This window comes from Rossellomorea aquimaris, assembly GCF_020172085.1.
GTDB lineage: Bacteria > Bacillota > Bacilli > Bacillales > Bacillaceae_B > Rossellomorea > Rossellomorea aquimaris_E.
Genome location: NZ_JAIVAT010000007.1, coordinates 462,905 through 485,029, shown reverse-complemented (window position 1 = coordinate 485,029; position 22,125 = coordinate 462,905). Strand labels below are relative to the sequence as shown.

Below are 22,125 nucleotides of genomic sequence, written 5' to 3'. Positions count from 1 at the left end.
AAAAAATGAGTCTAACCTCCCCTTCTGAAGAGGAAATCTTTACAATAACCCTCAGGATACTGGGAGTTTTTTATGATAGATTAATAGTTGCCCGGCCAGGCTAGTACATATTAGGAGGATCATCACATGAAGAAAACCGGACTACTTACATTATCTTTAGCTTTATCCATGACATTCTTACCGAATGCGACAAGTGCATCGGCTGAGACAGCGATCATCGATTCCCAAGGGAACACGGTGGAAATCGGACATGTGCTGCCAAAAGCAAAAACAAAAGGGAAGCAGACATTTGACGTCCCATCACGCGTCGAGAGCAATACGACTGCGGATGTATTGAATGAAAAAGGGAAGAAAATCAAGGAGAAATCCATTAAAAAGTCGAAGGAACAAGATCCATCCTCTGAAGAATTATTCGGCTTGTTCGACTGGCTTGGAGGAGGCGGTACCGGAACTGGAACCGAGGAGCCACCAGCAACAACAGACCGGACTGTCACGGTACTCGTAGCCGTGGATGAAGAATACCGCGCGGCGCATCCTGATTGGCAAACGCTGACGACGAATATTATTGAAAAAGCGGATGACGGCTTCACGCGTGATCACGGCATCGATTTTGAAATTAAAGCATTTGCACAATGGGACTCGAACGGAAACAGCGCATCTGAAATCCTGCAGGATCTTGACCGTGACTTTAACGGAAACGGCTATGATTTCGTGGCAGGTTTCACACGTGATGTGAACTTCAACTCAGGAGGTATCGCGTACGTGTACCCTTCTGCACCAAACGGAAGTGCCATCAGTGTCAACCTTGATCAAGGAGCCGAGAACACATGGCATGCGGCACAGCACGAATTCTCCCACAACTACGGTGCGGGTCATGACGCTCAGGGCAGTGGAATACAGTGTATTATGAACTATGATTATTCGTATCAAGTAGACTATTGGGATCAAGAGCACGACAACGAAATCGAAGCGCATAAAACGTGGTTCGGAAACGAATGATTGAACCTCCTCACAGAGTTTATGAGGGGGTTTTTATTTATCAAAAAAAAGCGATCTTCCACCATGCTGAAGATCGCTTTTCACATTCATGCTTGTTCCATCATTTTTAGGGTTCAAACATCACCGTCTTCGTTCCTGTAAATCCATTTTCGTTGGTCACGAAACGGTAGTTGGAGGCTCCATCAAGGGTCAATGGTCCGTCCCATTCCATGTCTTGGAAATCACTATTGAATATACCTACCGGAGGGAGATCACTTCCCACCTCGGGAATCGTGACGTCGCCCAGGAACAATGTGGCGTTAATATGATTATAGGCGGCAACAGCGATGACTCCGTCTGCCCGGGATTCGACCATCCGCTGAATCCTTAACCCGTCATGAATCATCCGGTTGATCCGGGTACTGTAGAGGTACGCGTTCACATCCCTCATGTTGCCGGCCTGCTGGATGTCTCCGACTACCCTGGCATTTAATAGTTGAAATTCAACAGCGGTAGCCGGATCTACCTCGTTCACATTTTGAAAGGTGATATCCCCACTGATGATGGCTCCATCTGTGTAATTGGAATTCGTGCTGACAGAGGTTCCATTGTTGATCGTACCCACCACTGTCACAGGACTGGCCACAAATTCCGGTCCCTGGGACGTGTACGCCTGTTCAGCTGCAATACTGGTCTCAATGGTAATGCTTCTCGGAACCGCTGAAGCAAAATCGGCCAGAGTCGAATCACCTAGTTGCCACGGTCCCACGCCGAGCATTTGAACATGTCGTGCAGGAGGAATGACCACATCTTCGTTAAAGGCAGAGTTTGCGGCGATAAGAACAATAACCCTCGCCCTCATCCCGGTTGCAACAGCCTCCGCACTATTCGTTCCGGCATCAACGGCTGCCTGGAGGGACGTGTACGGATCCGATGGAGTCCCATCTCCCGGGCCCGGCGCATTGGAATCTGCCCATATCACCAGTTCCCCCCATTCAAATACACCTGATCCTTCGGGTCCTTGTGGTCCTGTTTCCCCCTGTGGTCCTTGAGGCCCCGCTGGTCCCTGCGGCCCTTGTGGACCCTCACTTTGATAAGGAAAAAAGTCACAGCTGTCAGGAGGAAGTAAGCCTGCACTTTTGTTTAAACTTCCTCCTTTTCTTAGCTTCGGCAATAAATTGTAATCATTAAATTTTTTCATCGTTTTCACCTCTATCCTATTCTATTCAGCAGAGGGATAGAGGCATGGACCATTCCATTAGTACAGGAAAAATTCCATGGTATTTTTCAAATAAAGCCTATTTTTTGAAGCCAGAGGGACAGGTACCTTGGCTCATTCAGGTAGGGGGACCTGTCTCTTTGAATCCCTTGGTTTTCGGCTTCTTTAATCTATACAAAGATGCCACCACACTCCCCGGCTGATTCTTATGTATCTCATGATCACTTCCTTCTGCGATCACCAGTTGCTCGTGAACCAGTTTGAAAACTCATCCCCCACGCTTGGTAGAGAGAGGAATTGGTGAAAATCGTTGTATCACCAGCAGGTGAAATGTCGTTCTGATCTGTATACCATTTATATCATTCCTCTTTGGTTTTTGCTGCGGTTTCTTTATTTGACTCGATCAATTGATCCATTGAAATTATGGAGTACATGACTGGCAGATCGAAATCCGTTTCATTGCATCCAACATATCCATTGTTTAATCCCGCTCACCATTGAATGTATATAAACGGCATATTTCATTGTTAATTTACATTACACTTTGAATCAAACATCACCCTTCATCTCCTCTCGCTTCTTTCCAGAGGAAATGATTGATTTTCTTCTATAAACACTCAAAAATAACCCCACTACGATAAACGTCTGTAATGTCGGGTTCAACCCATAACTTACGAATGGAAGGGACATCCCCGTGTGAGGCAGAAATCCCAAGGTCATCCCCACATTATAGAGGAATTGTGTTGAGAATAATGAGACCCCACCAAGGATGATCGCTTGTCCCAAGGGTTCCTTGATCGATCGGATATGACGCAGCATCCGGTACATGATGAATAATCCAATCAGGATGAGTGCACCGCCTGTTATCCACCCGTAATAATAGGTAATCGTTGTCAGGGCAAAGCTTGTATGACCTTCATTGATCGTCTCCGTGCCCCCTTGTACTCCGAACCACCCTCCTTCAGCCATTAGTGCATGATTACGCAAGTACATGTAACCAAAATTACTTCCGTACTCCTCTGGTTGAACGAAGGCATACAACCTATACAGTTGGTATGGTTCGGCATTTAATATCATGACTCCGACGAAAGCTGCTATGAACGAATAACCCCAAATTATAACCTTTCTTTTGTATTTAAAACGCCCCCACAACAGTGCTGTTAAAGTCAATGTAAAAACAAATATAGCAGGTGCACTTGGAAGCATCACTAATGAATAAAGGCTTACAGCAATGAAAGGGAGAATCCACCAAAAAGACGTTTTGGGGTTGCCAAAGTATGTAATCCAACTCAACACCAATGCAGTGACTGCAGTTGTGCTGTCAAGTGTGAAGCTTGCAATTCTGAAATGGGCTTCCCCATTGATATACGTATTGGGAAAGAACATTAAAACAATCAGAATGAAGGCCGTCCCACCATAAATCCACCATCTGAATACACGGAGTTTCCGGTAATCAAACAACATCAGTAATGCAGAAAGGAAGATGCCGATTAGAAGGAAGGTGATTTCCCTGAATAGAAAGCCGTTATCATTATACAATTCTGGACTCACATGCATGCTAGGAAGAACCCCAATGGACGAGATCAACAGAACCAACCCAATCATGATCCAATCCACACGAGGACGATGAAGCTTATTCATTTCCATCCCAAGGCGTTCTGCACTTCCCATTTGCTTAATCGCTTTATCTTCCGCAGCCCGTTCATCCATACCGGCTTTTGTTAAGCTCCTCATTTCCTCTTCCAGGTGATGCTGAAGCTCATCGGCGACGAACTGCTTCGCTTCTTTGGACCTCACTTGCCGGATCACGCGGTTTAGATAATCCACTCTCGTTTCCCTCATCCTCACTCCCCCTCAAGTAATGCTTGGAAGGAAAGATTTTTCACGCTTTTTCCTTCTTCCAGCCGTTGAAGGGCTTTCCTTCCCCGACTTGATAGTTTATAGTACTTCCCTTCTAGTTCCCAAGAGGAGTCCAACAGCTTGTCCTGTTCCATTTTGTGAAGGGCGGTGTACAGGAAGCCATGTCTATCCTCATATTGAGTGATTCCCCTGCTGCGAAGATTCTTGAGGAGTTCATGTCCGGTCTTCTTGTCCATTAGTAATTGCAATATATGCAATAGGATATCCTGGTCATTTCCCTTGGAGTTTTTGATTCCTCTTTTGATCATCTGCTTTTTCTCTTCTGTAAAAGGCATTTGCTTAAATGAACCGAGGTCCATCGCTTTTCGAAGTCCTTCTAAACGTTCCTCCATCATCCATTCACCAAGCCTTCCTTCAATAATTGCTTCGCTTTCCTTAACCGTGTTTTCACCGTATTTTCCTTTACATCCAAAAGGACGGATATTTCTTTTATCGTGCGCTCTGCATAATAATGTAGATAAATGATTTCTCTGTACTTTACTGGAAGTCCCAGCACGGCTTCTTCAAGCTCCCGGTCCTCACTTCTCTGTATGACATCCCCTTCAACCGAACTCCCGGAACTCATCATTTGAAATTGTTGGTCTTCTTCCGTAAACACCTTCCGCTTATACCAGCTATTCAAGTAATCTTTACAGTGATTGATCGCTACCCTCCATATCCACGTACGCAGCGATGCTCGACCTGAAAAGGTATCCATCTTCTTATACACTTTTATAAATATCTCCTGAGTAAGATCGTCCGCAGCCTGTTCATGGCGTACATATGAGAAGACAAGCTTCCACACGTCCTCCCCATACTGCTCCACGACTTCCTCAATCGTTTTACTTTCCATTGATTGTATCCTCATTTCCAATAGTTCCTCCACAGTCTTCCCTCCCACTTAATTAGACGAAACAAAGGCAAAAGAGGTTTTCTAAAAAGTTTAAATACCAAAATACCAGAGGGACAGGTCCCTTGGCTCTTTTAGGCCATGGAACCTGTCCCTCTAGATTTTTCAGAATAAAGCTTATTTTTTCAAATGTCTTGTTGAATCTCATGTGGTTTTTAAGTTCCGATCTCCTTTATAAGTATGGACACGGTGGACTTCAAGTCTCCAGTCGAACTCCTCTCCCGCTTCCACTTGGACCGATGGATGAAGGGACGCTACCTGAATCGCTTCTTCCATGTTCCCCGCTTCAAGGATGAACACACTGCCGATCTTTTCTCCGTCCTCTTGTGAAGCTGTCACCTTCACCTGCCCACTGTTTCTCCTTACCTGTTTCTCACCTTGTTCCACGCCCACGTCCAGCAACACTTGACCCGTCTTGTAAAATGTATCAAGATGTGGTCCACATTCTGACATGACTGTCTCGATCACTCCCTTTGGTTTTGCATCCATCTTCTCCGCATTATAGTAGCCGATACATAGGAATTTCATAGAATTCTCTCCTTTTCTATTCTTCTCCCCATACCATTCGACACCATGTACCTTTGCCCCTCTAAAAAAAGAAACGGATCTGCATTGGCCAAACAAGCAGATCCGTCTCTTTTAACACCTCACATATTTCCTCTTAAACCCGATCCGTCCCTTCTCCACCTGCTTCTCAATATCATCGGCAGCCTTTAGGACGCTGTTCTTCTTCCCTTCCCGTACCATTTCAACCGGCCCGATTTCCTTTGCTGTCTGGAGGGCTCTTTCATGAAGTGGGACATAGGAAACCCCTACGGTCGTGACAAAGTTATTCATCGCGGATTTCGTCCGTTCCGGTGCATCATGGATGGTTTCTTTCACTTTCTGGAGCATTCCGGCAAGCTTTGTTTCGGAAAACGCTTCGTCCTTCCGGTTCCCGAGGAGCCAGCAGTAGCAGCTCCATCCTGCTGACATCTTCAGTTCTTCCCCGCTTGCGATCCATTTATCGGCCACCTCTTGAGCGATATCGGATTCAGAAAGCGTCACCGCCACCACGTAGTCCGACAGCATGTAGAAGTAGGCTCCTTCGATCCACCGTTCAAAGTCTGCTTCAGTCATCGCTTTCGGATCGGCGATGATGCCGGCAAAGTACATGGCATCGTAATTCCCTGTAGCATACAGTTCTTCAGCGAGCGCCTGATCTTTCTTGATTTTCTTAGCCATAGGCTTCATGGCACCCGTCGCTACGCCAAACACCGGCTCATGGGCACCGTTTGATATGTACATCTTCTTCGATCGTTCCTTCCCGAGGGCTTCGAGCTCCCCCATCACCGTTTCGAGATCCATCCTATCCACTTCCTTTATTTAATCCTTCTTAGCTATGTATTCTCTCTCCATTCTACTGTCCCTTCTATTTTATAGAAAGTTTACCCGCTTGTTTTTTTCCTATTTTTCACGAACGCAATCAGAAGAAGGAGGAACGGAAAGATGACAAGAAGAGGCAAATGTACGACATACATGGCTACCTTCATTCCTTCATGGATATGCTCCTGAAAATTACTCGCAATCGACATCGAGATAAATAGAACGATCAGCCCTAGGGGATAAGCCAATCTAGAAGGCGATTGAACCTTGAATAAGCTGGAGGTCCCGATGACGGCCGCGTAAAACAATATACTGATTTTAAAGAAAATACCGATGACTAAACCAAGCATGAAAAAGACATCCAGCCGCTCCAGAAAATCGGCTACCTGGATCGTCTGAACCGTACTAAGCAGGGGAAATTGGGAACGTGCCGTCAAATCCACACCAAGGACACTGATATTAATGAGCATCGTCAGAATCAAATTGATTCCACTTAATCCTGTTGCACACATCATCGTCAACTTCGCCTTCTTTGGATTATTTAAGTACGGCAAAATCATCGTGAAAACAATGACTTCTGTAAACGGGAAATACAAGGTTTGAGTAAGGGCGACTTTCAGGACAGGCATAAGCCCTTCTTCCAGTACCGGTTGCAAGTTGCTGAAATCGATCAGACCGGAAACGACGATCAAAATAAATCCAACGACCGAAAGACTAAACATGAACATAAACAGCAGCTCTCCCGATCGTCCGATAACCTCGATCCCTTTTCGAACCATATAGATGATGACAAGCATTAACAGGGCATTGGCAATGAATAAAGGCGTTTCCGGATAGGCAGAGGATAATAGCATTTCACCAAAGTCGCGCAGAACCCTTGAAGCATCATACATGAAGTAAAAAATATACAGGAGCGCAAGGATCGTTCCAGCTACTTTCCCCAGGATCTTCTGCACGTACTCTGTCGGCAATAGGTCTGGGTAATACCAATACAGTTTATGATAGACGAGCAATAGAACTAAACTGACGACCATTCCGATCAGGATCGCCAGCCACGCGTCTTTTTTGGCATCTATGGCAAGAGGGACGAGTAAAGCACTCCCCATTTCAAATAAAACCATCAAGACAAAGAGCTGAATACTGCTGATTTTTGCCTTTTCCACTTTACTGGTCCCTCCTTTCTCTTACTCTTCGTCCAAGCTCGAAAGAAACGATTTATTTCTAAGGCCGGCACGACGAATGTACGTTTCCACTGTTATATCCACTTTTAATTCGGGAAAATACACATCGTTCCACATCGGCTTCAGCTTCTGCCAATCATCCCGTGCAGCACGCCGGATGACTTCGTCAAAACCAAAGACATCGGCTTTGTTTGCCTGAGCTTGTTCAATGGCTTGTTTGATTTCCCCTTTGATCTTTTTCTCCAACTTTTTTTCCATCTTCGAAATGATCTTTACATCCGTGATATCAAGAGGCACATTCATTTCCCCTATGCTTCCTTCCACCCTCGTATGAACGGAAATATGAGGCTGACCATTTTTCATTTGCCCGGACACGGTTGTTTTCTGGCGGATCGTTTGATAGGCGATAGCCTCTTTATGCTCTTTCCAATCAATGTTGATGTCTGTACCCTGGATTTCATCCTTAATCCATACCGTTCCTCTCGCCGTTTGGCCGTACGCCCAGTCCACTAGTTTTCCTTTTTTCAAAATGCCAATGCCACTGGCTTCGAGTGTGGATTCCGGCTCACTTTCCTGAATATTGTCCAACTGGCTGGCTCGCTTCGGATCTCCAACAAGACGAAACCCCGATACCACCGTAGCCCCATCGGATGATTGCAATCCCTTCATCACGTCCTGAATCGACGTCTTCAAGCTATGACCCCATTTCTTTTGGGAGAATTCCAATGCTTTTAGAATTTTATTGGCTGGAATTTTATCAATCGGGGTTAACGTTCTAAGCAGATCTTCTGCGGTAGAAGAATTCGCAATCACCATGGTGGTCGTGATCCGAAATTCATGATCTCGGTCGATGGCATCGATGATTTTCGCTACACCTTCTTCTCTGGCAAGCTTCTCTCCCACCACCACGAGATTCGCGTGGGCATAATATAACCTGCGGGAAATTTTGCCCGAGGCACGCCTGCTTGCTTCCACTAGATTATCCCCGGTTGCCGAATAGATGGAAACGGGCGGACTTTGTGAACCATGCATCCCCCCGGCGACGTTCCCGGGATTGATGATTTGCAGGGTCATGGCATATTTTCCATCTTCTGTTTTATCCACCCCCATCGCGGATACGATGGCAAGGTCGGTCAGTTCTTTCTTACTCCAACAGCCCGAAAGCAAAACAGTCACGGTCATCATGATGAAGAAAATCATCCCTTTACTACGACCCATTGCTGCCACCCTCCTTCCGACCCCGGTTGACCATTTTACGGGACGCAGGCGTCTTCGGACCTTGCTGCGTCCCTTGCCTTGTTGTATTCGCACTCATTAACCGTGGTCGTTGTCTTAACGTCCACCACGGTAATCGTACAAAGGTATCTTTATTATTGACCGGGATGAATGGAGCAAGCGGGGCCATATAGGGCACCCCAAAGGAACGCAGACTGGATAAATGAACGACCATCATCAGGAAGATCAAAATGATTCCGTAGAAACCAAATGTGGCAGCCCCAATCATGAACAAAAACCTGATCAAACGGGCAGAAATCGCCATGTCAAACGAAGGGGTCGCAAAGCTTGCAATCGCCGTCATCGATACGATGATGACCATCGCCGGTGACACGATGCTCGCTTGAACCGCCGCCTGCCCAATGACAAGTGCCCCTACAATCGATACGGCGGATCCAATCGCTTTCGGCAATCGAATCCCGGCTTCCCGCAGGATTTCAAACGTGATTTCCATCAGGAGGGCTTCCACGAAAGCCGGGAAAGGGACGGACTCCCTTTGAGCGGCGATGGCGACAATGAGCGTCGTCGGCACCATTTCCTGATGAAAGGTGGTGACGGCCACAAAGGTCGCAGGGGCAATCAGTGAAATGGTAAACATCAGTATCCGTAGCAGACGGATCGACGTTGCAATATCGAAGCGGGCGTAATAATCCTCCGCCGACTGAAAGAACTGAATAAACACAGCAGGGGCAATCAGCACAAATGGACTTCCATCCACAAATATGGCGACACGTCCCTCAAACAGATTCCCTGCCACAACATCAGGCCGTTCCGTATTAAAAATAGTCGGAAACGGGGTCATTGTTTGATCTTCTATCAACTGTTCGATATAGCCTGATTCCAATATGCTGTCGATATCAATCTTGTTTAACCGCTCACGAACCTCTTTGACCACTTGATCATTCGCAATGCCATGTATGTACATCAGGTTCACATCTGTCTTCGTGACGCGCCCTACCTTGAAGGACTCCATCCATAAATCAGGGGTCTTGATGATGCGGCGCACCATGGCGGTATTGGTGGAGATCGTCTCGGTAAAGGCCCCTTTCGGACCGCGGACCACCATTTGAGTGGTCGATTCTGAAATGGACCTCGTTTCCCCGCCTTTCGTGCATGCACGTAAAGCCTTTGAAATTCCATCGATCAGAACAACGGTGTCCCCTTCCATTAAGTAATGAAACAGATCCACCCATGTATCAAAAGATGACACGTGTCCAACGGTCATCATGTTATCTGAAATCACTTCCAATGCATCGTGCTCGTTCAGTGTTTCTTTATGCTCATCTTTCATCATCGATTGCAGCAAGAACTCTTGAATGAATTGATCGTCCACAATTCCTTCAATATAAACGATCGCCGCTTGAATGGTGGACTTCTCCCCCATTTTCACATGACGAATGACAACATCTGAACTATTTCCTGTTTTCTGTTTGATGAACTCAAGATTATCGGATAAGGACTCCTGTATATGGTCTTCAGAGTGCCCGGATGCTGGCTCAGAATCCGGCTGTTGGTTCTTCTTTGGTTTCCTACCTTTAAAGAACGAAGGCATAAGTGATAGCACCCTTCTTCTACTTTTTTATTACTTTAACCATATCCGGGGTTTCTATGTAATTTTTAACAAAAGGAAGAACAGTATGAACCACCCACTAAGAGAAGAACCTAATAGCAGGAGTGTGATCTTCATGAAAATCATGGGCATTACCTTTTTAATGATGGGATGTTTAACGGCGTTTTCCATGGGTCTCGACCTTCTACAGGGATATGATGTTTCGAAAGCATGGCATAATGCCTTCAGTCCCTTTCGAGTGATGGAATTAGCCGAGTTGTTCGTGCTCTATTTACTACTTTTCCTTTTTTTCACGGGGATTGGGTATGATTTTTATAAAAAGAAGAAAGCAGACACAAAAAGATGAGCTGCACACAGCTCATCTAAAATGGGATTTCCAAGATATTCGTTTTCGCCCCATCCTTTGCCGAGTAGAAAAACAACTCAAGTTTCATTTCATTTTTGGTGACCAAGTCATTTTTAAACGTAAGGGTAAATTCACCCCAGGCAGGAGCCCCTTCTGTTTGGTAGTGATCCTCTGCCAACACGATTTCTCCATTATAAAGAGCGTATTGAAAAACCCCCTCAAATACTTGGGCCTTCCCCGTCACAATGATTTCATCTTCAGATTGAGTGACGACTACCTCTTTAAAGGAATCATTTTCATAAGAGACTGGATTTTCTTCTATAACATCTTTGGTCCCCACTGGTTTTCCCTTACCAGGTGGTTGTAGATTACAAGCAGCCAGGCTAACAGCTACAGCTAAAATCAAAACCCATTTCTTCATCATTCCGCCCCCTTTTTATGTTATAAAACAAACTTATACAGGACATTTTATAAGGAGTACTACTTAACTAGTATTCCATTCCATATACAATCATGCTCTTCCGGCCAGGCTCAACGTGTCTAAAAATCTCGATTTGTTAACACCATGTTAAAATTCACCATCCTTGGAAGCTTCACGCTTTCAATAAACATTCTAATCTTTTATAATGATAATTAAGAATTATTATAATTATCACACTATTTATGTGGTAGTTGCTACTCCCACCATTTTAAAACAGGAAGGTGAATCGTAATGGAAAACCAAAATCGCCCTGATCAAAAGGATCACACAGCAGCATCTGGAGAATGTCCTTTCACTCATCACAAGGACAGTGCCATCACGACGACGACAGCTCCTGGAGGTACGACGAACAAACACTGGTGGCCGAACATGCTCAACCTCAGCATCCTTCGCCAGCACGACCGGAAATCCAACCCGATGGGGGAAGACTTCGATTACAAGGAAGAATTCGCAAAGCTTGACTACGATGCCCTGAAGCAGGATCTTCACAATCTGATGACAGACAGCCAGGATTGGTGGCCGGCCGATTACGGTCACTACGGTCCATTCTTCATCCGCATGTCATGGCACGCGGCAGGTACATACCGTGAAACGGACGGACGCGGAGGCGGTTCGTCAGGTGCACAGCGCTTTGCGCCATTAAACAGCTGGCCGGATAACGTCAACCTGGACAAAGCCCGCCGTCTGTTATGGCCGATCAAGCAAAAGTACGGAAACAAAATCTCCTGGGCGGACCTTCTCGTCTTTACAGGTAACGTCGCCCTTGAATCTATGGGCTTGAAGACCTTCGGATTCGGAGCTGGACGCGAAGACATCTGGCATCCTGAAGAAGATGTGTATTGGGGAAATGAAAAAGAGTGGCTCGCCGACAACCGTTACTCAGGTGACCGCGAGCTTGAAAATCCATTAGCAGCCGTCCAGATGGGGCTTATCTACGTCAATCCGGAAGGCCCGAACGGTGAACCGGATCCACTTGGAAGTGCTCGTGATATCCGCGACACGTTCGGACGCATGGGGATGAACGACTATGAAACTGTCGCCCTTGTCGCAGGCGGTCACACATTCGGTAAATCACATGGAGCCGGAGACGCTGCCCTTGTCGGCGAAGATCCGGAAGCGGCAGATATCGAAAATCAAGGATTTGGCTGGATCAGCTCATACGGAAGCGGAAAAGGTCGTGACACGATTTCAAGTGGTGTCGATGGTGCCTGGACAACGAACCCGACAAAATGGGACAACGGCTACTTCGACCTTCTATTCGGCTACGAGTGGGAGAAAACGAAGAGCGCAGCTGGTGCATCCCAATGGACTCCGGTCGGCATGACGGAAGAACATATGGCACCGGACGCCGAAGATCCTTCCATCAAAGTGAAAACAATGATGACAACGGCGGATATGGCGCTTCGGATGGACCCGGATTATGAAAAAATCTCCCGTCACTTCCACGAGAATCCGGACGAATTCGCCGACGCCTTCTCACGCGCCTGGTTCAAGCTTCTTCACCGTGACATGGGGCCGAAAGCAAGATACTGGGGACCAGAGGTTCCGGATGAAGAGTTAATCTGGCAGGATCCGGTTCCAGCCGTGGACTACGATCTATCAGATAGTGAAGTAGCTTCATTAAAAGAAAAGATCTTAGATACTGGCTTAACGGTTAGTGAGCTCGTGAAAACGGCCTGGGCATCCGCTGTTACCTATCGCGGTTCCGATATGCGCGGAGGCGCAAACGGGGCACGCATCCGCTTAGCTCCTCAGAAAGATTGGGAAGCGAACGAACCGGCTCAGCTTGAAAAAGTCCTGGGTGTGTTCGAAGACCTTCAAAGCAAGCTAGATAAAAAAGTAAGCCTAGCGGACTTGATCGTATTAGGCGGTAACGCGGGAATTGAAAAAGCCGCTCGTGATGCTGGCTTCGACGTAACCGTACCGTTCTCACCTGGACGCGGAGACGCTACTGCCGAACAGACCGACGTCGAGAACTTCGGAGTGCTCGAGCCGGTATCAGACGGATTCCGTAACTATCAGAAACAGGAATTCGCCGTCAGCCCGGAAGAAATGCTGGTGGATAAATCACAGCTTCTTGGTTTGACTGCACCGGAAATGACCGTCCTCATCGGAGGCATGCGTTCTCTTGGAGCCAACCACGGCGACTCGAAGCACGGTGTCTTCACTGACAGAGTCGGTACATTAAACAACGACTTCTTCGTGAACCTGTTAGATATGGGCATTGAGTGGAAACCAGTCGGGTTCAATGAGTACGAAGGCCGCGACCGCAAAACAGGAGAAGTCGTGAGAACGGCTACACGTTTTGACCTTGTATTCGGTTCGAATTCTGTTTTACGTGCCCTTGCGGAAGTCTATGCACAGGATGATAACCAAGAGAAATTCGTCCGTGACTTTGTTGCCGCGTGGGTGAAGGTGATGGATGCGGATCGGTTTGATTTGAGATAGTGAGTGTCACGCCTTGTCCTTTGGGATGAGGCGTGATTTTTCTTTAGTCTGGATTTTGTTACCATTATCTTACAAACACGTAGTAAAGGGGAAATCCATGAAAAAGAAATTATTCTTCACCCTTCTCTTTTTATTGCTCAGCTCCTGTATAGGATATTTGTTTACCCTATCGTCCATGTCGATGACCAATAAAATCAAATCTCATTTTTCAGTCGAAGAGAAAGTCATGGAATCAGACGCTCCCCCTATCGTTGTAAGTTCAAATTCGAAGTGGGAGGAATGGAATGGAGAACCACCTAAATGGAGAGTTTTGTATAGAATCATAGGTGGCCCCGATCTAGTAGCAGACATCCGAAACAAAGGTGGATCACGTATGAAAGCTGCCATTGGAGCCATAGTACTGGTGCTCCTATTGTTTTATTTCTTAGCCAAAAGACGCAATAAGCAGCGGGATGAGTTACAGGAAGTTTTCATGGATCAACGCACCCCTTTACCTAAAACGGATGTGTATGAGAAGGATGTTCGAGAACCACTATCGCTTCAAAATATGGATGGGGTCAGGGTCTTACTCATAAAATGGGAGCAGTGTTTAACCGCTTCTCAAAAGAAACGGCATCACGAAACACTATCTGAATGGTTTAAGAGAATCGAAGGACCAACCGAGATCATTCCCATTTATGATAAAGTAAGGTATGGACTGCTGAGGAGTTCAAAAGAGGAATATCAATTTGTAAAAGAGCAATTTTTTTCAATCAAAGTCCCCCCTATCCGTTGATGAGAGGGGCTTTTTAGTTAGATTAAAGAAAATTCGACACGGAGGATTAATTATTGTATTTTTGGATTAATAAATGAGAATTCAGGATGAATACATTCATTTGAGGATTAATAATCAGGAAACCGGTTTAAAAAAAGTCAAAACCCGTTTAATTCCTCTGCGAAGACCGTACTCATCAAGAATGACACTTCAAATCCAGCCATCTGAGACCCTTTCAAGATACCACTCCAGCTAAAACAGACCATCCAAAGACCTTCCCCTCCAAAAGCAGACAAAATAACGCCAGCCGGATCCCTTTTCATCCCGCCCCTCTCTCCCCACAAATCCATTGACAAATCCCCCTTCCTCCATTATTATCAACAAATCGAACAGACGAATGAAGGAACACTCATACCATCCCTTAAAGGACGTGACCATACATGATTAGGACCACATTTTATCGAAAAGTATTCGAATTGAACGGACATCCCGTCATCGCAAATGGACTACGACGATTCGCTCAATCAAAAGTGAGCAAACCGTTCATCGCCTCTTTTGCCAAACTCTATAAGCTGAATATGGACGAAGCCACACGGGGACTCCGTGACTATGGCACCCTTCATGATATTTTCACACGGGAATTAAAGCCTGGTGCGCGACCGGTCGCCGATTCCCCCGATGCTTTCGTCAGTCCGTGCGACGGATATCTTTCCGTCGTCGACGATTTGACCCCGGAGAGCACGTTTATGGTCAAAGGTCAGGATTATACGGTGGAAGAACTATTGGGATCTAAAGAGAAAGCAGCACCCTACGCGGGCGGACAAGTTCTCATCTTCTACTTGAGCCCGACTGATTACCACCGCGTTCATGTGCCGATCGATGCGAAAGTGGAGGAAGTCTACACGCTCGGGAAACACGCAGATCCCGTGAACGAGCTCGGACTGAAGCACGGTCTCCGTCCACTAACCCGGAATTATCGACTCGTCTCCCGATTCGATGTGGCAGGATCTCCTCTTGCTCATGTCATGGTCGGGGCACTGAATGTGAACTCGATCGTTCGGACGAATGAAGCAGACACCGTTCATCGCGGTGATTCGTATGGGTACTTCTCATTTGGCTCGACGGTCGTCATCTGTGTTCCTAAAGGGAAGTTCAGCTTCACCCGGGAAAAAGGCCCAGTGAGGATGGGTGAGGAAATTGGAAAGTGGCATTCATAGACGAAAAGGCGCATGCCCCCATTAAGGAGCATGCGCCTTCTCTATGTTATTGGGCATCACGCCCCTATACTTTCTCTTTCTTCTTCAATCTGCTCCTCATTCTGCTTCTCCAGCTTATACACCAACACCCCGCCAATCAACAGGCCAATCCCGAGAAGTTTCTCCCAGGACAATGAAGACGGTTCAAACCCGAACCAGCCTCCTGTGTTGACCATGAACGCGATGATGATTTGTGAAATAAGCGCAATGGAAATCGCATACGCCGGGCCGATCAGCGTGACTCCCCTCATCAAGAAGAACACGATTCCGACGCCGAACACTCCGCTAAAAAGAAACACGGGATTCACACCGCTGAAATCCAAGAGACTTTTATCTTCCATTGTATAGAAAACCGGCAGTGAACAAACGAGGCCGAGTCCGAGGACAAGACTCGTGGTCGCCCATGGGCCTGTTTTTTCACTGACACGGGCGTTGAATACGTTTTGCAGACTGATCAGGATGCCTGCTATGATGGCTAATCCGATTCCGAACATGTGAGTTCCTCCTTATTCGTAGATGTTTCCTTTTCCAAGGATACTGAGTTGTTCCAGGTCTTTGATGGTGATGGAGCCGTTGACCCTTTCGATGAGACCGTCCGTTGCCATCTTCTTCAGCACCCGGTTCAGGTGGCGGTAGCTCGTGCCGATCCATTCGGCAAGCTCCATGAGATTGGACGTGTGCATTTCCTGATGGAACATGGTCCCTTCGCCTGCTTCGGAAATGGATAGCAAGTAGCTTGCGAGCCTTACTTCGACGGGATACAGCATGTGCATGCTTGTGATACTCATTTCGGTATAAAACTTGTGGGCCACGGTATCAAACAGAAAGCGCATGATCGCGGGGTTCTCTTTCTCTAGCCTTGCCAAATCGGTAAAACCTACCGACAGGAACACCCCATCCGTGACGGCTTCCACTGAATTAAGGACCGCTGTCCCTTTCGAATATTCCACATCCCCGATCAAGGCAAGGGGCCGTTTGAATCGGTTGATTAACAGCTTTCCTTCCGGTGAATGCGTGAAGATCTTGATTTTCCCTTCCATGAGAAAATACAGTTCGTCGAGCTCTTCTCCTGTGGAAAATAAAACGTCTTCTTTTTCAAAAGAGTACATGTTGATCTTATTTCTGAAATCAGCTGGAAATAAATCGTCCAGCTCAAACTGTGTAATATAACGGTCTGGTTGAGCACCTTGGATTTCTTTCATCATCCGACTCCTTTTCTACAATTGAAACAGAATCACTCCTGCAAGCATCATCGTGAGTCCGACAACCTGCCGAGGCGTGACCGGGATTTTCTTTTCCCCGAACCATCCCCGTGATTCTATGAGGAAGGCCGTTCCGATCTGTGCGACGAGCAAGATTGCGATCGCCGCTGCCGGCCCGATACTGTGGATCGCCGTCAGTTCCGAGAACACCACGATCACTCCGAACGTGCCGCCGATCAAATACAGGAACGGCACCTGCCTGAAACTCTTTCCTTTTCCATCCCTAACTTTCATATATATGGTCATCGATATAATAAACGCCACCAGGTGGACCATCGAAGTCGTATGCCACCCGCCGATCGCGTCACTCATCCGTGCATTGAAGATCCCCTGCATCGTGATGCAAAGTCCTCCTAACAGAGCAAATAAAGCACCTTTCATCGTTCATCCTCCTATTCTTTGTTCTATTTAATAGGAGGTTGGGGTTTTGTGAAAGGACATATGTCCTAAGGATGTGCGTATGGGGGATTGGGTATGCGTTTACATATAATATTTCTTGCCTCTTACTCATTTATCAGCGAAATTTTCCATATATCAGCGAAATACGGATTTTATCAGCGACATTTTAAATATATCAGCGAAATCCCCATTTTATCAGCGATTTCAAATTTACTAAGTCATCCCTCTCTCGCAGCCAACCCCTATGGTAAAATATAACAAGGAGGGGATGCATTTGAAAAGAGTGTTGGTGTTTATCACAGACGGCTTCGCCGATTGGGAAGCAAGTTACGTCACGGCGGAGTTGAACAAATCGTGGACGGGCTATCAGGTTCAAACGATTGCCATTGATAAGGAGCCTAAGGTTTCCATGGGAGGATTGAAGGTTCTTCCCGATTACAGCTTGGAGGATGTACCATCGGACTTCAGCATGTTGATCATGCCAGGCGGAACCACATGGCGCGAAGAAAAGAATCAACAGGTAAAGAAGATTGTACAGGATTGCTTCGAAAAAAACATCCCAGTCGCGGCCATTTGTGATGCCACGACATTCCTTGGCATACACGGATTCCTCGATCACCATAAGCATACGGGAAATTCTCTTCCTTATTTAAAAGAGGGAGCGCCTCAATATCGCGGCGAGGAACACTACATTGCCAAACCATCGGTACGCGACAATGGGCTGATCACGGCGAATGGAACCGCAGCACTCGAATTTTCAAGAAACATTTTACTGGAATTGAATGTCTGTGACGAGAAAGACATTCAAGGATGGTATGAACTCTTTAAAATCGGGTCCGTCCAGGAATAGAAGAAAGAGCCAGGAGACCCTGGCTCTTTTTCAATAAACGCCAGCGTGACAAGAACGTTGGATACCTTTTATCATTTCAACTATCGTAAGAATGACTTACACCCCTTCAGCGCATACTATCCTATTGACACTACCAAAAGGGTGAGCGTAATGAATCAGAACTTAGCAGAAAGAGTCTCAGGCCTTCTTGCATCCTTCGGGGAAAGCTCGGATGTTAAATCCCGGTATTTAAAGCTACCCGGCGGTCACCTTCCAGCCTGCCTGCTTTACATAGAAAACATTGTGGATACGATGTCCATTCAGGAACATATTATCGAACCTTTGCTGCAAAAATCAGTGCCTGAGAAAGAGGAGTTTTCCTTCCCTTTTCTAATCCAAGAGGTCCTTCAGGTCAGAGATATAGAGATCGTTCAAGACACTAGCAAGGTCATTGAAAAGCTGGTGAATGGTGCCACTGTCATCCTTTTTGAAGGCGAAGCGGACGTTCTCTCTGCAGATACATCAAAATGGATGGAACGGTCCCTCTCCAATCCAAAGGGACAACGCACTGTCCAGGGGCCGGATGTCGGCTTTACCGAGAGCCGAAGCGGGAATGTAGCCCTTATTCGCAAATACATCAAAAATCCGACGCTAAAGGTTGACACCCAAACTTACGGGAAGATCACCAATACGTCCGTCACGCTTGTTTACCTAGAGAACATGGTCGATACCGAGATTTTATCCAGCATTAAAAAGAAGCTAAACGAAATGACCTATGATTCTGTCATCGGTTCGAATTATATTACCGAGTATTTGACAAAAGAGTCAAAATCGCTTTTTCCATTGGTTTTGAATTCTGACCGGCCGGATGTGGCATCAGCGGAAATCCTTGAGGGTCGGGTGTGCATCGTCGTAGATGGAACCCCGTTCGTTCTAATTGCGCCGGCTGTGCTTATTCAATTCTTCCAATCGCCAGATGATTATTACTTAAACAGCGAAGCCACCAAATACGTACGGCCATTACGATTTATTTTCTTCTGGTTATCGCTCTATATCCCTGCCTTGTATGTGGCATTCACGACCTTTCATAAAGGTCTTCTGCCGGTAAATTTATTGGTGGGTTTCACGGCACAGCAGCAGTCCGTCCCGTTTCCCACCGTTTTTGAAACACTTCTTGTATTAAGTCTGACCGATGCCATCTATGAAGGCTCGAGCCGTCTACCACAGAACCTTGTCATCACCATCTCTCTGTTTGGCGCCATCGTTTTCGGCCAGGCATCTGTGGAAGCACAGCTCGTACAGCCCATCACTCTGGTGATCATCAGTATTTCGTTTATCTATTCTAGCATCATTCCGATTGCATCCATGAATTATTCCGTTAGGATTCTTAAAATCAGTTTGATCTTGATTGGAGCTTTACTTGGATTATACGGAATTGCCTTATTCACATTAATGTTATTGGTTCATCTCTGCTACCTGAGATCATTCTCGGTCCCGTACCTTGCACCGATCTCACCCTTTACACGACGGGATTTGCAAAAGGATGTCTTCATCCGGAAGCCGATACCTGAAATTAACCAGTCCATTCCCGCATTTCATAAAGAGGAACAGATGGAAGATCAGCCGAAAAAGGAGAATGACTCGTGAATTTATCCAAATTGCGTCTCATCACCATTTTGTTCATCCTGTTGGGATCGATTATTGTGGGATATATAAAGAATAGCCAATTAAATGAAGTCGAACTGGTGTCTGGCCTCGGGATTGATCAATTGGATGACCAGTATGTCGTTACCCTGCAGGTTTTCAACCCTTCGGCCAACCAGAAGAATTCAGTGGATCCGACAGGCGGATTCACCTACACCCAAAAAGGCAAAACCATACCGGAAGCCATCGAAAAAATCAAGAAAGAAACGTTGAAAGAACCGATTCTCGATACTCTACAAGTGGTTACCTTGAGCGAAAGACTTGTAAAAGAGGAGGGTTTGAATGAAACATTGGATTTTCTCGTCCGCAATCCCAGGGTTCCGGCGAGCATTAACACTATCATTGTCAAAAATGATCGTCCCGAATTATTTTTAACATTGTTCACCCCCCAGGAGAAACTGACTGCCTTATATACGAATACGATGCTGAAAAATTCGAAAGAAGTCTGGGGAAATCTAGTGAACTCTTCATCGGAACGGATCCTAAGTTATTTAACAGACCATACGTCGGATATCATCATCCCTTATGTGGAGATTCACGGGGATATCGACAAAGGCATGACCAAGGGGAATATAGAAGAGTTTTCCCCAGCCGCCCATATTTCTCTTGAAGGGTTTGCGACTTTTAAAGGAGAGAAGTTTTCTTCCTACTTAACCAATGAAGAAAGCAATTCGTTGGCTCTTATGAAAGGAATCGATCAGGTTGTAAACATCTCGGCACCATGTCCGGATTCAGATGATGAATTCACGATGAATACAATTTCCACTTCCTCCTCCCTGAAAGCAGAAACCCAACCAGTCTCGTTCCGTGTAAAGGTGAAGGTCAAAGGAAATCTCGAGCAAATCGGATGCGGAAAGGATCTTACAAAGCTCTCTCTTAAAAATACACTGAAGTCTCAATTGGAGAAAAAAATCAAGGCTGATATAGAGGCGGTCATCAAGAAGGCTCAAGAAGACGGTACAGACGTACTTGGGCTGAAAGATGCCCTTTATCGCCAGGAGCCGAATATTTGGGCAAAAAAGAGGAACGAGAAAGATTTTCTATCGAATGTAAATGTAGACACCAGTGTCAATGTCGAATTCATTCGATTCGGCCATATTAAACAATAATACAAAAGGAGGAGGGAAAACATGAATAAGGTATCTATGTCCACGCTTGAAGTATGTTCCATGATGCTTCTCTTTCTGACAGGAAGTACCATTGTGGTCGGTCTGAACTTTACCGCCATGGAAGACAGCATTTGGGCGATTGCAATGGAAATAGGATTCGGCATCCTCTTATTCTACTTCTATCTTCTTATCGTAAAGAAAAGCTCATGGAAGGAATTTGTGCCCCTATTGCAAATGGGGTTCGGTTCCTTTTTGGCCAAAATCATTGCTTTCATTTTTAGTTTTTACTTTCTTTACATAGCAGCCAGGGTCATGAATGACTTTGCCTTTTTCACTACTCAGATTCTTTATCCCGATGCCCCAAACTGGATTGCTTCTGTTCCTTTTTTGCTCATTGTCGGCTATAGTGTGATGCTTGGGATCGAGGCGATTGCGAGAAGCGCAGTGATCATGACCTTCTTTTCCTTTTTGATCCTGGTCGTATTGTGGCTGCTCGGTTTCTTCTCGGAAGAATTTCAGGCACGGTACCTGCTCCCTCTTTTCTCCCATGGATGGAAACCAATCAGGAGCATGATTTTCCCGACAGGACTGACTTTCCCTTATGGGGAACTAGTCGTATTTCTCGTGTTGCTTCCACTCACTGCCCAAAAAGAAAAGCTGCAGAAGTTCGTTTGGATTCCAATCGTCATTGCCGGCGTGATCATCATGATCACCATGGAGCTGGTCATCGGGATCCTACATGCCCCCTTTGCAAGCACCTATTACTTCCCTTTTGTAAAAGCGATGGAATTGGTCACATATTTAGGGATCATCGAGCATATGGAAATCTTCACCTACCTCCTGTTAATCGGAGGAGGTTTCATAAAAGTCTCCGTCTTCATGTATGCTGCACGAGTCGTCCTCACCCAGCTATTCAAGAAGAAACAGAAGAATTGGCACGTCTTCCTCTTAATGGCGGCCGTGTATCTCCTGTCCCTCCATCGAAGCCGAGACATTGCCGAGCATTTATATGTTGGTTTGAAGCTTGTCCCATATTATCTTCATATTCCGATTCAATTCGTCCTGCCGTTTCTATTGGGGGTGGTCGTATTTTGGAAAACGAGAAAGGGGAAGGGAGAACAGCGTTCAGGATAAAAAAAG

Annotated in this window: 23 protein-coding genes; 9 read left to right on the top strand and 14 right to left on the bottom strand. The window is 46.1% G+C overall.

All coding sequences use genetic code 11. From position 1 onward, the window contains the following. Window positions 1–126: 126 nt before the first annotated feature. Window positions 127–999, top strand: coding sequence for a zinc-dependent metalloprotease (locus LCL96_RS15035; RefSeq protein WP_224942320.1), 873 nt, complete (start codon window positions 127–129; stop codon window positions 997–999). Window positions 1,000–1,105: 106 nt separating this feature from the next. Here the strand turns inward: LCL96_RS15035 and LCL96_RS15030 are convergent, their stop codons facing one another. The 9 genes from LCL96_RS15030 to LCL96_RS14990 form a co-directional block, all read right to left on the bottom strand. Beyond that, entirely contained in the window at window positions 1,106–2,179 is a 1,074-nt protein-coding gene (locus LCL96_RS15030) for a hypothetical protein (protein WP_224942319.1), read from the bottom strand. 567 nt (window positions 2,180–2,746) lie between these two features. Continuing rightward, a complete protein-coding gene (locus LCL96_RS15025; RefSeq protein ID WP_224942317.1) occupies window positions 2,747–4,039 on the bottom strand; it encodes an FtsW/RodA/SpoVE family cell cycle protein in 1,293 nt (430 codons plus the stop codon). 2 nt (window positions 4,040–4,041) lie between these two features. After that, a complete protein-coding gene (locus LCL96_RS15020) occupies window positions 4,042–4,452 on the bottom strand; it encodes a PadR family transcriptional regulator (protein WP_224942315.1) in 411 nt (136 codons plus the stop codon). After that, complete coding sequence (locus LCL96_RS15015; protein ID WP_224943476.1) at window positions 4,449–4,964, bottom strand: sigma-70 family RNA polymerase sigma factor; 516 nt, start codon at window positions 4,962–4,964, stop codon at window positions 4,449–4,451. The genes LCL96_RS15020 and LCL96_RS15015 overlap by 4 nt, the downstream gene beginning before the upstream one ends. Before the next feature lie 186 nt (window positions 4,965–5,150). Beyond that, the gene (locus LCL96_RS15010; RefSeq protein WP_224942313.1) at window positions 5,151–5,534 is read right to left on the bottom strand and encodes a YciI family protein; all 384 of its coding nucleotides are present in this window, start codon (window positions 5,532–5,534) and stop codon (window positions 5,151–5,153) included. Window positions 5,535–5,645: 111 nt separating this feature from the next. Continuing rightward, window positions 5,646–6,353 (bottom strand): DNA alkylation repair protein, encoded by a 708-nt coding sequence (locus LCL96_RS15005; RefSeq protein ID WP_224942311.1) that lies wholly within the window; start codon window positions 6,351–6,353, stop codon window positions 5,646–5,648. 80 nt (window positions 6,354–6,433) lie between these two features. Next, window positions 6,434–7,534 carry a GerAB/ArcD/ProY family transporter gene (locus LCL96_RS15000; protein ID WP_224942309.1) on the bottom strand — a complete coding sequence of 367 codons (1,101 nt, stop codon included), beginning with the start codon at window positions 7,532–7,534 and terminating at the stop codon, window positions 6,434–6,436. A 21-nt stretch (window positions 7,535–7,555) separates the two neighbouring features. Beyond that, window positions 7,556–8,770, bottom strand: coding sequence for a Ger(x)C family spore germination protein (locus LCL96_RS14995; protein WP_224942307.1), 1,215 nt, complete (start codon window positions 8,768–8,770; stop codon window positions 7,556–7,558). Then, on the bottom strand, window positions 8,760–10,379 hold the full coding sequence (locus LCL96_RS14990; RefSeq protein ID WP_224942306.1) for a spore germination protein: 1,620 nt from the start codon (window positions 10,377–10,379) through the stop codon (window positions 8,760–8,762). Before LCL96_RS14990 ends, LCL96_RS14995 begins: the two co-directional genes overlap by 11 nt. An 85-nt stretch (window positions 10,380–10,464) precedes the next feature. Here LCL96_RS14990 and LCL96_RS14985 point away from each other — a divergent pair, with 85 nt between their 5' ends. Beyond that, window positions 10,465–10,743 (top strand): hypothetical protein, encoded by a 279-nt coding sequence (locus LCL96_RS14985; protein WP_318246433.1) that lies wholly within the window; start codon window positions 10,465–10,467, stop codon window positions 10,741–10,743. A 16-nt stretch (window positions 10,744–10,759) separates the two neighbouring features. Here the strand turns inward: LCL96_RS14985 and LCL96_RS14980 are convergent, their stop codons facing one another. Further along, window positions 10,760–11,167, bottom strand: a complete 408-nt coding sequence (locus LCL96_RS14980) for a Gmad2 immunoglobulin-like domain-containing protein (RefSeq protein WP_224942305.1) — start codon at window positions 11,165–11,167, stop codon at window positions 10,760–10,762. Between the two features lie 288 nt (window positions 11,168–11,455). Between LCL96_RS14980 and katG the strand changes: the two genes are divergently transcribed. Together katG and LCL96_RS14970 are read left to right on the top strand one after the other, a co-directional pair. After that, the gene (gene katG, locus LCL96_RS14975; RefSeq protein ID WP_224942304.1) at window positions 11,456–13,672 is read left to right on the top strand and encodes a catalase/peroxidase HPI; all 2,217 of its coding nucleotides are present in this window, start codon (window positions 11,456–11,458) and stop codon (window positions 13,670–13,672) included. A gap of 97 nt (window positions 13,673–13,769) precedes the next feature. Next, window positions 13,770–14,447 carry a hypothetical protein gene (locus LCL96_RS14970; protein WP_224942303.1) on the top strand — a complete coding sequence of 226 codons (678 nt, stop codon included), beginning with the start codon at window positions 13,770–13,772 and terminating at the stop codon, window positions 14,445–14,447. Between the two features lie 137 nt (window positions 14,448–14,584). On the opposite strand, the gene LCL96_RS14965 is transcribed toward LCL96_RS14970, so the two are convergent. After that, window positions 14,585–14,776 carry a hypothetical protein gene (locus tag LCL96_RS14965; RefSeq protein ID WP_224942302.1) on the bottom strand — a complete coding sequence of 64 codons (192 nt, stop codon included), beginning with the start codon at window positions 14,774–14,776 and terminating at the stop codon, window positions 14,585–14,587. Between the two features lie 90 nt (window positions 14,777–14,866). On the opposite strand from LCL96_RS14965, the gene LCL96_RS14960 reads away from it, so the two are divergent. Beyond that, the gene (locus LCL96_RS14960) at window positions 14,867–15,643 is read left to right on the top strand and encodes a phosphatidylserine decarboxylase (protein ID WP_224942301.1); all 777 of its coding nucleotides are present in this window, start codon (window positions 14,867–14,869) and stop codon (window positions 15,641–15,643) included. Window positions 15,644–15,699: 56 nt separating this feature from the next. On the opposite strand, the gene LCL96_RS14955 is transcribed toward LCL96_RS14960, so the two are convergent. From LCL96_RS14955 to LCL96_RS14945, 3 genes are read right to left on the bottom strand one after another with little or no spacing between them, the layout of a single operon-like run. Beyond that, a complete protein-coding gene (locus LCL96_RS14955; RefSeq protein ID WP_224942300.1) occupies window positions 15,700–16,176 on the bottom strand; it encodes a DMT family transporter in 477 nt (158 codons plus the stop codon). Window positions 16,177–16,188: 12 nt separating this feature from the next. After that, entirely contained in the window at window positions 16,189–16,887 is a 699-nt protein-coding gene (locus tag LCL96_RS14950; RefSeq protein WP_224942298.1) for a Crp/Fnr family transcriptional regulator, read from the bottom strand. Window positions 16,888–16,899: 12 nt separating this feature from the next. After that, window positions 16,900–17,325: a DMT family transporter gene (locus tag LCL96_RS14945; protein WP_224942297.1), complete on the bottom strand. Its 426-nt coding sequence runs from the start codon at window positions 17,323–17,325 to the stop codon at window positions 16,900–16,902. 292 nt (window positions 17,326–17,617) lie between these two features. Here LCL96_RS14945 and LCL96_RS14940 point away from each other — a divergent pair, with 292 nt between their 5' ends. The 4 genes from LCL96_RS14940 to LCL96_RS14925 all read left to right on the top strand — a co-directional run bounded on the left by LCL96_RS14940 (window position 17,618) and on the right by LCL96_RS14925 (window position 22,119). After that, on the top strand, window positions 17,618–18,193 hold the full coding sequence (locus LCL96_RS14940) for a type 1 glutamine amidotransferase family protein (RefSeq protein ID WP_224942295.1): 576 nt from the start codon (window positions 17,618–17,620) through the stop codon (window positions 18,191–18,193). Between the two features lie 150 nt (window positions 18,194–18,343). Further along, complete coding sequence (locus tag LCL96_RS14935) at window positions 18,344–19,819, top strand: spore germination protein (protein ID WP_224942293.1); 1,476 nt, start codon at window positions 18,344–18,346, stop codon at window positions 19,817–19,819. Further along, entirely contained in the window at window positions 19,816–20,985 is a 1,170-nt protein-coding gene (locus LCL96_RS14930; RefSeq protein WP_224942292.1) for a Ger(x)C family spore germination protein, read from the top strand. The genes LCL96_RS14935 and LCL96_RS14930 overlap by 4 nt, the downstream gene beginning before the upstream one ends. 21 nt (window positions 20,986–21,006) lie before the next feature. Further along, a complete protein-coding gene (locus LCL96_RS14925; protein ID WP_224942291.1) occupies window positions 21,007–22,119 on the top strand; it encodes a GerAB/ArcD/ProY family transporter in 1,113 nt (370 codons plus the stop codon). The last annotated feature ends 6 nt before the right edge of the window (window positions 22,120–22,125 follow it).